General features: G+C 63.7%; 10 protein-coding genes. 6 read left to right on the top strand and 4 right to left on the bottom strand.

The genetic code is table 11. The features are described from left to right. The first annotated feature begins 23 nt into the window (after positions 1 to 23). Both ACTG4J_RS12415 and ACTG4J_RS12410 read left to right on the top strand, forming a co-directional pair. Positions 24 to 413, top strand: a complete 390-nt coding sequence (locus tag ACTG4J_RS12415; protein ID WP_439139958.1) for a PAS domain-containing protein — start codon at positions 24 to 26, stop codon at positions 411 to 413. Beyond that, complete coding sequence (locus ACTG4J_RS12410) at positions 323 to 2,017, top strand: hybrid sensor histidine kinase/response regulator (RefSeq protein ID WP_439139956.1); 1,695 nt, start codon at positions 323 to 325, stop codon at positions 2,015 to 2,017. Before ACTG4J_RS12415 ends, ACTG4J_RS12410 begins: the two co-directional genes overlap by 91 nt. Here the strand turns inward: ACTG4J_RS12410 and ACTG4J_RS12405 are convergent. After that, positions 2,006 to 3,049 (bottom strand): zinc ABC transporter substrate-binding protein, encoded by a 1,044-nt coding sequence (locus ACTG4J_RS12405; protein WP_439139954.1) that lies wholly within the window; start codon positions 3,047 to 3,049, stop codon positions 2,006 to 2,008. The two genes, ACTG4J_RS12410 and ACTG4J_RS12405, sit on opposite strands and share 12 nt — an antisense overlap. A gap of 74 nt (positions 3,050 to 3,123) precedes the next feature. Between ACTG4J_RS12405 and ACTG4J_RS12400 the strand changes: the two genes are divergently transcribed. The 3 genes from ACTG4J_RS12400 to ACTG4J_RS12390 are packed head-to-tail and all read left to right on the top strand — an operon-like array spanning position 3,124 to position 5,179. After that, positions 3,124 to 3,627 (top strand): transcriptional repressor, encoded by a 504-nt coding sequence (locus ACTG4J_RS12400; protein ID WP_439139952.1) that lies wholly within the window; start codon positions 3,124 to 3,126, stop codon positions 3,625 to 3,627. After that, entirely contained in the window at positions 3,624 to 4,379 is a 756-nt protein-coding gene (locus ACTG4J_RS12395; protein WP_439139950.1) for an ATP-binding cassette domain-containing protein, read from the top strand. The genes ACTG4J_RS12400 and ACTG4J_RS12395 overlap by 4 nt, the downstream gene beginning before the upstream one ends. Continuing rightward, positions 4,376 to 5,179, top strand: a complete 804-nt coding sequence (locus ACTG4J_RS12390; protein ID WP_439139948.1) for a metal ABC transporter permease — start codon at positions 4,376 to 4,378, stop codon at positions 5,177 to 5,179. Before ACTG4J_RS12395 ends, ACTG4J_RS12390 begins: the two co-directional genes overlap by 4 nt. Before the next feature lie 53 nt (positions 5,180 to 5,232). Here the strand turns inward: ACTG4J_RS12390 and ACTG4J_RS12385 are convergent, their stop codons facing one another. From ACTG4J_RS12385 to ACTG4J_RS12375, 3 genes are all read right to left on the bottom strand, one after another. After that, a complete protein-coding gene (locus tag ACTG4J_RS12385; RefSeq protein ID WP_439139946.1) occupies positions 5,233 to 6,435 on the bottom strand; it encodes a winged helix-turn-helix domain-containing protein in 1,203 nt (400 codons plus the stop codon). A gap of 24 nt (positions 6,436 to 6,459) precedes the next feature. Beyond that, on the bottom strand, positions 6,460 to 8,280 hold the full coding sequence (locus ACTG4J_RS12380) for an ABC transporter transmembrane domain-containing protein (protein WP_439139944.1): 1,821 nt from the start codon (positions 8,278 to 8,280) through the stop codon (positions 6,460 to 6,462). Between the two features lie 73 nt (positions 8,281 to 8,353). Continuing rightward, entirely contained in the window at positions 8,354 to 8,677 is a 324-nt protein-coding gene (locus ACTG4J_RS12375; protein ID WP_439139942.1) for a hypothetical protein, read from the bottom strand. Positions 8,678 to 8,904: 227 nt separating this feature from the next. Here ACTG4J_RS12375 and ACTG4J_RS12370 point away from each other — a divergent pair. Beyond that, on the top strand, positions 8,905 to 10,775 hold a 1,871-nt coding region (locus ACTG4J_RS12370; RefSeq protein WP_439139940.1), incomplete at its 3' end, for a M10 family metallopeptidase C-terminal domain-containing protein.

Here is a 10,775-nt window from a genome sequence, read left to right as displayed (position 1 = left end):
TCTTGCTGACGGTCGTCTCGGAGGTGCTGTCGCACAGACTTGGGCGCAGCCAGGCCGCAGCCGAGGTGCGCATCGAGCGCAGCACGGCCTTGGCCAAGGCGGCTTTCGAGTCGGCGGTTACTGCGATGCTGATCTGTGACGCGGAGGGGCGCATCCTTTTGACCAACCCCGCCGCAAGCGAGATTTTCGGCCATACCGACGCCGACCTGCAGGGTCATAGCCTGCACGAGACATTGATCCCGCAAGAACGTTTGGCAGAATATCGGCGGTTCTTGCGCTTCATCCGGGCGACCGGCGACGGGGGGATGCCACGATCGGACCGGTGCAGGTATCGGCCCAACGCGCCGATGGCGAGGTTTTCCCCGCCGCGGTCTTGGTGCGCATCACCCGGCTTGATGCAGATCAGCGGCTGATCTTGGTTTTCGCACAAGATATCTCGGAGCAGGTCGAATACGAAACGCGCCTGCAAGACGCCGCCGACGAGGCACGCCGCTACGCCACGGCGCAGCGGCGTTTCCTCGCGACGATGAGCCATGAATTGCGCACGCCCCTGCATGGTGTGCGCGCGGCGCTCGATCTTCTCAGGCGCCAGTCGCTCTCGGGATCGGCCAGCAAACTGGTCGAGATCGCACAACAAAGCTGCATCCATGCCCTGCAGCAAACCGACAGTGCCTTGGATGCGATCCGCGCCACCCATGAGAACGAGCCGATCGTGGTGTTTGACCCGGTGCGCATCGCCACTGATCTTACGGCGGAAATGGCGCTGATCGGTCAAGACGATGGGACGCGGATCAACCTCGATGTCCGCAGCGATGGGGGCGGCAACGGTTTTCTGGGGCGCCCCCGCGCCTTTGGCCGGGCATTGGGCAATCTGATCGCCAATGCCACGAAATACGCCCCCGGCGGGAACATCATCATCCGGTTGGATTTCGCCCCCCCCGATCAGGCCGGACAAGTGGTGCTGCGCGCCGAGGTCATCGATGACGGCCCCGGTATCCCCGCAGACCGGCTGGACCGGATTTTCGAGCCGTTCAACCACGACCTTCTGCCCGAGCAAAAACATGATGGCGGCGGCTTTGGCCTGGGGCTTTCGATCGTGAAACAGGCGGTTGCGGTGATGGGAGGCGATATCACGGTGCAAAGCGATATCGGCCAAGGTTGCCATGTCGTCATCACCGTGCCGCTGATCCATGCCGGTGAGGGGGTGCTCGCGCCCAGCGCCTCGCCCATGCGGCTGCCACAGGCACGGACGCATTCTACGGCGCAGCGCACCGGACAGGCGGCGCTGGTGGTCGATGATACGCGCATCAACTGTGCATTGGTCGCGCAAATGCTGGGTGAACTCGGCTATCGGGTCGATACCGCCTTTTCCGGGCAAGACGCCGTCAACCGGGCGGCGAACAAGGCCTATGATCTGATCTTGATGGATTTTCACATGCCCGGCCTTACCGGGCCGGAGGCCGCGGCGCGGATCAAGTTTGCCGGGGCATCGGCACAGTCCAGGATCATTGGCATCACGGCGCGGGTCGATTTGATGGGTTCGGATGCGGGTGCGCCGCCGGATATGGATCGGGTCTTGTTCAAACCCTTCGGGCTGGCAGAGTTGGAGGCCTGTTTGAACCAAGGCACCACGCAAGCCGTAGCTGACGATTTTTCACCAAGCGGTGACGAAATGGCGCTCCTGCACGCGACACTCCAGATGTGCGGCGACGCGCTGGGAATGGCGCTGTTGCACGATACGCTGAGTCTGGCGATGCAAGCCTTGTCCGAACTCACGCAAGACCCCGCAAGCTGCGCCGAAACCGCACATCGCGCGGCGGGTGCCGCCATGATGGCCGGCTTCCATGATCTGGGCCATGCCTTGCGCGCGCTGGAACAGGCCGCGCGCATGCCTGCCGATGGTGGTGATTTGGAAAGCTTGGGCGACAGGCTGGCCAGCGCCACCGAAAAGGCGCAGGCCACGCTTGTCCAGATCGAGGCGATGCAAAAGCAGCGCCCCCCTGTCCTAGTCAGCTGACAGGCAGCTTTCGAAAGATGCGGCCATGCCCAGCAACACGGCGTCATAAAGCGCCGCACCAGGGGTCAGCGCGGCACCGATCGGATCGATCACACCGATATTCACCCCGGTCCCTTCGAATACCGCATCGACCAAGCCGCGGTTGAATTGCGGCTCGGCAAAGACACAGGTGATCGATTGGTCGGCCACCAGATCGCGGATCTCGGCCACCCGTGCCGGGCCGGGGGGGGCGGCGTCCGACAGGCTGATGGCACCTGCGGCCTCGATGCCGAAGCGGGCCTCGAAATAGTGATAGGCATCGTGGAAGACGATGAATTGGCCGCTCAGCTCTGCCATGCGCGCGGCAATCTCGGCCTCGAGCGTGGTCAGACCCGCCTGCGCGGCCTGTGCATTCGATGCATAGCGCGCGGCATTCTCGGGATCGAGGCGGGAAAGCTCATCCGCGATCACACCGAGCCAGACACCCGCGTTGACGGGGTCGAGCCAAGCATGCGGATCGGTGCCGGAATGGTCATGGTCATGCCCGTGATCATCATGAGCATGATCGTCATGGGCATGGTCGTCATGCGCGTGGTCGTCATGGGCATGGTCGTCATGCGCGTGGTCATCATGGGCGTCTTTCTCGCCATGATTATCATGCGCGTCGTGCTCGCCATGATCATGAGCGGCAAAGCTGACACCTTCGCGAAAATCCAACAGCCGTATGGCTTCCGCCTCAAGCAAGGTCAGCCGCGCGGCGTCCGGGGCGAGGGTTGCAAGCGGATCGGCCAGCCAAGGTGTCAGCTCTTGCCCGACCCAAACAACAAGATCAGCTCCCTGCAGCACTGCAGCCTCGGAAGGGCGCAGAGCATAACCATGCGGCGAGGCACCGGGCGGCATGACAAGATCGGGCACGCCAACCCCATCCATCACCTTGGCAACCAAGGCATGGATCGGCGCGATATCAACCGCCACACGCGGCACATCAGCCAGCGCAGGCGCACCAAGAAGAAGGGGCAAAGCGGTCAGACAAGCCAGCTTGGGGGTGTGCATCGCGTTCCTCATATGTGATAACATAACATAGACGGCCACTTGTTAGACGTTATGCAATAACATATCAAGTGCCCATGACCGCCACACCCCCCCTGCCCGAGCCGATCGGCTTCGCCCGCCACGACCACAGCGCATGTATCGCCGACACGGTCGCAGCGGTCGCGACGCGGTGCGCGGCAGATGGGTTGCAATTGACACCCGTGCGCCGCCGCGTGCTTGAAATCCTGCTCGAAAGGCACCGTGCCTTGGGGGCCTATGAGATCCTCGATGTTCTGCGTGACGAGGGCTTGGGTTCTCAGCCGCCCGTTGCCTACCGGGCCTTGGAGTTTCTGACCAAGCACGGGTTTGCCCATCGCATCGAACGGCTCAACGCCTTTGCCGCCTGCAGCCATCCGGGCGCCGATCATGATGCGGCTTTCCTGATCTGTACCGGTTGCGGTGTCGTGGCCGAGGCCGTGCCGGATGCCGCGCGCGCGGCGCTGTCGCAAACCGCGCAAACCGTCGGCTTTACCATTTCGCGCAGCGTGATCGAGGCAGAAGGGCTTTGCCCAAGCTGCAGCAAGGCCAACCCATCATGACACTTGCCCGATTGGACAAGGTCGATATGCGCTTTGGTGGCCAAAGCGTTCTGCAAGGCGTGGATTTCGAAATTTCACCCGCCGAGATCGTAACGATCGTCGGGCCGAACGGATCGGGCAAATCGACCTTGCTGCGCTTGCTGATCGGGGCTGAACAGGCGGTCGCTGGCAAGGTATGGCGCAAGCCGGGGCTGCGCATCGGCTATGTGCCGCAAAAACTGCACATCGATCCGACACTGCCCCTGACGGTGCGCCGCTTTCTCGACCTGCCCAATCGCATCCCCGAGGCAGAGGCGAACGCGGCGATGGAACACGCGGGCGCAGGGCTATTGGGCGCGCGGCAGATGGTCGATCTGTCGGGTGGGCAATTTCAGCGCGTGCTTTTGGCGCGCGCACTCTTGTCGCAACCCGACCTGTTGATCTTGGATGAGCCGACCCAAGGGCTGGACCAACCCGGATCGGCCGCCTTTTATCGCCGCATCGCCGAGGTGCGGGCCGAATTGGGCTGTGCGGTGCTGATGGTCAGCCACGAATTGCATGTGGTGATGGCCGCCTCGGACCGGGTGATCTGCCTCAACGGGCATGTCTGCTGCGCGGGGCACCCCGAACAGGTGGCCTCGGCCCCCGAATACCGCGCGCTGTTCGGCACCGGCACGCAAGGCGCGTTGGCGCTTTACCGGCATGAACACGCCCATGGGCATGATCACGACAATGACCATCCGCACACCCATAGCCATGAGGCGGCGCAATGAGCGCGTTTTTGGATGATTTCCTGATCCGCGCGACATTGGCGGGGATCGGCGTGGCCCTGGCGGCCGCCCCCTTGGGGTGTTTCATCGTCTGGCGGCGCATGGCCTATTTCGGCGATGCCACGGCCCATGCCGCGATCTTGGGGGTGGCGCTGGCGCTCGCGTTCAACATGTCGATCATGCTGGGCACGCTGGTGATGGCTTTGACGATGGCCTTGTCGGTCTCGGCGCTATCGGGGCGGGGGCGGGCGATGGATACGCTTTTGGGGGTCTTGTCGCATTCGGCGCTGGCCGCAGGGCTTGTCGCGGTGTCGCTGCTGCAGGGCGTGCGGCTAGATCTGTCGGCCTATCTGTTCGGCGATATCTTGGCCGTGGGCCGCGCCGATCTGGTGGTGATCTGGGGCGGCGCGGGGTTGGTCATGGCCTTGATCTGGGCGCGCTGGTCGGCGCTGCTGACCGCAACCTTATCGGCCGATCTGGCGGCTGCGGCGGGGATTTCACCAAGGCGCGAGCAATTGATCCTGACCTTGGCCTTGGCGGTGGTCGTGGCCGTGGCGATCAAGGTGGTGGGGGTCTTGTTGATCGCCGCGCTTTTGATCATTCCGGCAGCCGCGGCGCGCAGTTTCGCGCGCACGCCCGAGGCGATGGCCCTGATCGCTGCCGGCATCGGCGCGGGTTCGGCAGTGCTGGGCATGATCTTGGCCTATCATTTCGACACGCCGGCCGGCCCCTCGATCGTCTGCGTGGCGGCGGTGGTTTTTGGGCTCGCGGCCCTGGCCGATCTGACACGCCGCGCCGCGTGATTGCCAAAATTAGTTGAAGCATCACTTTCACGACATAACGTAAATATATGATACTAAGTTACTAAATATCCATTCTCAAAGACGACGCTGTCACAGCCTGCCAATGGCAATAACCTGTCCAACTCGGCCTCGAGCCGGTTTTGCCGCCCCTGAACCCAAGTGACGCCCGCCTCGGGCCACACAGCGCGCACGCCTAGCCTAGCGGCCTCGCGGTCGGCGCGCATATCGATGCGGCCCACCATCTTGTCCCCTTCCATGAGCGGGAAGACGTAATAGCCATAACGCCGCTGCGCCTCGGGGACGAAGATCTCGATCCGATAAGAAAAGCCAAAAAGCCGCTCCGCCCGTTTGCGGTCGCGCAAGGCCGGATCGAAGGGCGACAGCACCCGCATGCGCGGCGTGGCTTCGGGCAGATCGGCCAGCCGCGCCAATGTCGCGGGCCACAGCACGACACGGCGCGGGGCAGCATCGGCCCCTTGCACCACCGCCTCGGCGATCTCGCCGCGCCCACGCGCGGCATCGACCCATGTCTTGGCCTCAAGCGGGGTGATCAGCGCCCAGAATGCCGCCAATTCGCCGGGCGTGGCAAAGCCCAGCCGGTCGAGCGCGGCACGGCAGGCCCAATCGATCACGCGATCCTCGGGGATGTGGGCATTGAGTTGCTCGGCCGGGATCACGCGCTCGGTCAGATCGTAGAATTTGCGAAACCCCTCGCGCCGGGTAATGGCCAATTCGCCAGTCCGCCAAAGATACTCCAACGCCGTTTTTGACGGGTGCCAATCCCACCAGCCGGTCGATTTCTCGGCGCGCTTCCCTCCGATCTCGGCGGAATGAACTGCGCCGTGATCGGTGACATGGCGCAGCACCGTGTCGATCTCGGCATGAAAGGCCGTGCCGTGCCAATCCTGCCATTTTTCACGCAGGCGCGCCTTGTCGCGTGCGAAGCGCAGCCGCCAATGTGGAAAGAATTCCGCCGGGATCACGGCGGCGTCATGGGTCCAATGCTCGAATGTGACGCGGTCGCGGTCATTGAGTTTGCGCAGCGCGTCGGGGCGATAGGCGTTTTGACGCGACCACAGGATCAGGTCATGGGCGCGCGCCATGGTGTTGACGCTGTCGACCTGCACGAAACCCAAGCGCTGGATCACCGCGGCCAGCCCCGCGCCGCGACCGGCGCCGTTGGGCCGCTCAAGCAGCGCGTGGGCATCCAGAAAGAGCCGCCGCGCGGTCCGGTTATCAATCGCCGGCAGGTTCATCGCGCCCCCCTGCCCTTGGCCGCCCTATTCGGCGGCCAGCCCTTCGGTGAATTGCAGCCGGGCCAGACGCGCGTAAAGCCCGCCTTGGGCGACAAGGCTGTCATGGGTGCCCTCGGCCACGATCTTGCCGGCTTCGAACACCAATATCCGATCGGCCTGTTTGACGGTCGCCAAGCGGTGCGCCACGATCAACGTGGTGCGCCCTTCGGACAAGCGCGTGACGGCATCTTGCACCGCGCGCTCCGATTCCGCATCAAGCGCGCTCGTCGCCTCATCCAGCAAAAGAATCGGCGCATCGCGCAAAATCGCGCGCGCAATGGCAATGCGCTGTTTCTGCCCGCCCGACAGCATCAGGCCACGCTCGCCCACATAGGTGTCATAGCCCTTGGGCAGCGCGGTCAGGAAATCATGAGCAGCGGCGGCTTTCGCGGCCTCTTCCACCTCGGCATCCGTGGCGTCGGGGCGCCCGAAGCGGATATTCTCGCGCGCGGAGGCCGCGAAAATCACCGGGTCTTGCGGCACCAATGCCATCGCTGCGCGGAAATCGGCGCGGGTCATGTCGCGCAGATCGGCACCATCAAGCGTGATGCGCCCCGATACCGGATCATAGAAGCGCAAAAGCAGTTGGAAGATGGTCGATTTCCCCGCACCCGAGGGGCCGACCAGCGCTACGGTTTCACCGGGCTGAATGGTGAAGCTGACCCCATCAAGCGCCGAAGTCTCGGGCCGTGTCGGGTAGGAAAACCGCAGCGCGTCAAAGGCGATCTCGCCGCGCCCGCCCTTGGGCAGGGCGATGGGCTGGACGGGATCGGCCACGCTATCGGTCGTGCGCAGCAATTCCACCAACCGCTCGGTCGCGCCCGAGGCGCGCTGCAACTCGCCCCATATCTCGGACAGCGCCCCGACCGAACCCGCGACCATGATCGCGTAGATGAGGAATTGGATCAGCTCACCCACGCTCATGACTTCGGCGCGCACATCGCGCGCACCGGTCCACAAGACGCCGACGATACCCGCAAAGACCAGCGCGATCACGATCACCGTCATCACCGCCCGGGTGGCGATGCGCTTCTTGGCGCTGTCAAAGCTTTTCTCGGTCACCAGATCGAAATCAGCGGCCGATGCGCGCTCATGGGTAAAGGCCTGCACCGTCTGCACCGACAGCAACGCCTCGGAGGCATTGCCCGAGCTTTCGGCGATCCAATCCTGATTCTCGCGGCTGAGGTTGCGCAGGCGACGGCCCAGAACCACGATCGGCACGATGATCAGCGGCACGATCAACAAGACCGCGCCCGTCAGCTTGGGCGAGGTCACCATCATCAGCGCCAATCCACCGATCAAGATCAGCAGATTGCGTAACGCAACCGAGACCGAGGAGGAGATGACCGACAGCAAAAGCGTGGTGTCGGTGGTGATCCGGCTCAACACCTCGCCGGTCATGATCTTTTCGTAGAAGGACGGGCTCATCGCGATCATGCGATCGAAGACGGCCTTTCGGATATCGGCCACGACCCGCTCGCCCAGACGCGTGACGAGGTAATAGCGCAGCCCCGTTCCCAGCGCGAGGAGCGTGGCAACCCCCAATGCGGCAAGGAAATACTGATCGAGCAGCGCCGCGGCTTCGGATTCGAATCCATCCACCACGCGCCGCACCGCCAAGGGCAGCGTCAGCGACACGATCGCCGTCAGCACAAGGGCTGCAATCGCCGCCGCGATCATCGCGGAATAGGGCGCCATGAACGGTAAAAGCGCGCGCAAGCTGCCGATACGGCGCGATTTGGCGCGGTCTTCGCTGGCCCCGATGGGCGCGGCCGATTTGGGGCTTGTGGTGTTCTGTGAGGTCATCAGGCCGTCTGATCTTTGCTTTTCTTGGCGTTACAGGCAGGGCGAAGGAGGCGCAAGAGGACGGGCTGACGCGTCACTGGGCAAAGCCATAGCGATCAAGCAGCTCTTGCCGGGTGAAGATCGTGGGCGGCGTGCCGGGGGCGCGGCGGCGCACGGCTTCGTAGCGGCCATCTGGCAAGGCACGGTACCACGTGATGCCGAGGGTGCCGAGGGTCTGAAGATGGGCCAGATAGGCGTCAAGCGTGTCGAAGACCTGCCCCTGCGCATAGGGAAGATCGGCGATGCCGCCAGCCGCGGGCCCGCCGCCATTGCCGCCCGCCTCAGGCGGGGCGAGCGCGATCAAGCCGGCCAAGCTGATCCCCAATACACCCGTTGAGACGCGCGCCAAAGGGCCCATGACTTATCCCTCACACAAACGAAACGCGCGCCGCACCGCACCGCACGCCACATCTCCAGCTATAGCGCGACCGCGGCATTCGGGCAACGCGGCGCGGGCAGGCGATGACCGGAATAGCGATGGCTTTCCGATTTCCACGAAATTCTGCTATTGTCGCCATGTAAACGCCAGCTTTCGCGAGAATAGGCGTGTGTGAGGTTGATCCGTTTGATCAGGAGTAGTGTGCCATGTGTATGACCTGTGCGTTGTTCAATCCCTTTGCCGGCGACTGGCTACATCAGCCCACCAGCGACAGGACCGTGCTCGAGGCCGAACAGCCCGGCGGCGATGTTCTCGAAGGGACGGGTACGACCCTCGAACTTCTGGTCGGTGACACTTTTCAAGGCAGCATCGGCACAGCGGGCGATTGGGACTGGTTCGAAGTTACCGCAACCGCGGGTGTGACGTACAACATCACCATGACCCCCGGCACCATGCGCGATGCCTATTTCGCCATCTATGACGACGCCGGGAACCTGCTGCAGACGATCGATGCGGGTTTCCACGGTGTCGCCGAGACCATCGCGCTCACCGCACCGGCCAGCGGCACCTATTACATCGCCGCCGGCAGCTACTACAACACGACCGAAGGCCAAGCCTTCGGCGTGACGGATACGGGCAGCTACACCCTCACCCTGACGGAATTCAACGCAGCCGAGGCCTCGCCGCTCGATACGATCAACTGGAACTACACCGCCCCCAGCACGCTGAATGTCTATTTCGCGCCGGGTGGTCTGGCCTTCGACGATGGGTTCACCGCGGCAACCACCACGACGTGGAGCGCGCTTGAACAAACACAGATGCAATTGGCCTTCGCCACATTCTCGGCGGTGGCGAATGTCACCTTCAACATCGTGGAAACGGCCGCCGCGGCCGATTTCATCCTGATCGAGACGGCCGCGATCGATGCCTTGGGCTACTGGATCGTGGGTGGCGGCGACAGGACCTTGGGCGGCACCGAATACACCCTCGATGGTTGGGGCGCGTTCAATACGAACGGTCAAGGCTGGACCGATGCGGGCATCGCGCAAGGTGGGTTCGGTTTCATCACCATGATCCATGAAATCGGGCATGGCATGGGTCTGGCTCATCCCCATGACTCCGGCGGCGGCACGCTGATCATGCCCGGCGTGGTCGATCCCTTCCGCGATACCGGCCTCGAGGATCTGAACCAAGGCATCTACACGACCATGACCTATGTCGATGGCTGGCAGACCGCCCCGCACGGGACCAGCCCATCATTGGCCTATGGCTACCAAGGCACACCCATGGCCTTCGACATCGCCGTGCTGCAGGACAAATACGGCGCCAATATGAGCACCAACACGGGCGACGACACCTATATCCTGCCCGACAGCAACGCCGCGGGCAGTTTTTACGCCGCGATCTGGGATGCGGGTGGGGCCGATACCCTCCAACATAACGGCACGGCCGCCGCCACGCTCGACCTGCGGGCGGCGACCCTGACCTATGCGCCGGGTGGCGGCGGTTTCATCTCGTATGTGGTCGGCATCCATGGCGGCTTCACCATCGCGGCCAATGTGGTGATCGAGAATGCCAGCGGTGGATCGGGCAACGACACCATCACCGGGAACGACGCGGCCAACCTTCTCACCGGCAATGCCGGGGCGGATGTGATCGATGGCGGGGCGGGCAACGACACGCTGTCGGGGGGGCTCGGCAATGACAGTCTCGATGGCGGGGCCGGCAATGACCTGCTCGATGCGGGGCTCGGCGGGCTTGAGACCGTCATCGGCGGCACGGGGCAGGATACGCTCGTCATCGCGGGCCAGTCGGCCAGCTTCGATATCGATGGCGATGCGGAAAGCGGCCAATTCACCGTCACCGATGGCAACTCCAGCTTCCAGATCGCCGGGATCGAAGTGATCCGCTTCGACGACCGCGACATCGACCCCGCCGCCCCGACAGGCCCCACCGGTCCGAGCGAGGGGGCGGATGATCTGGCGGGAACCGATGGCAATGACACGATCGACGGTTTGGGCGGGGATGACACCATAACGGGTGGGGCGGGTTTTGATCGGCTGATTGGCGGCAATGG

The organism is Roseicyclus sp., from assembly GCF_965662675.1.
Taxonomy (GTDB): Bacteria; Pseudomonadota; Alphaproteobacteria; order Rhodobacterales; family Rhodobacteraceae; genus Roseicyclus.
The sequence above is the reverse complement of the archived record's forward strand: the minus strand, read 5'-3'. Positions and strand labels throughout refer to the sequence as shown.

Excerpts from the sequence above, each read along its gene's own strand:
- ACTG4J_RS12405 (WP_439139954.1), bottom strand. The coding sequence starts at position 3,049 with ATGCACACCCCCAAGCTGGCTTGTCTGACCGCTTTGCCCCTTCTTCTT.
- ACTG4J_RS12400 (WP_439139952.1), top strand. The coding sequence starts at position 3,124 with ATGACCGCCACACCCCCCCTGCCCGAGCCGATCGGCTTCGCCCGCCAC.
- ACTG4J_RS12395 (WP_439139950.1), top strand. The coding sequence starts at position 3,624 with ATGACACTTGCCCGATTGGACAAGGTCGATATGCGCTTTGGTGGCCAA.
- ACTG4J_RS12390 (WP_439139948.1), top strand. The coding sequence starts at position 4,376 with ATGAGCGCGTTTTTGGATGATTTCCTGATCCGCGCGACATTGGCGGGG.
- ACTG4J_RS12385 (WP_439139946.1), bottom strand. The coding sequence starts at position 6,435 with ATGAACCTGCCGGCGATTGATAACCGGACCGCGCGGCGGCTCTTTCTG.
- ACTG4J_RS12380 (WP_439139944.1), bottom strand. The coding sequence starts at position 8,280 with ATGACCTCACAGAACACCACAAGCCCCAAATCGGCCGCGCCCATCGGG.
- ACTG4J_RS12375 (WP_439139942.1), bottom strand. The coding sequence starts at position 8,677 with ATGGGCCCTTTGGCGCGCGTCTCAACGGGTGTATTGGGGATCAGCTTG.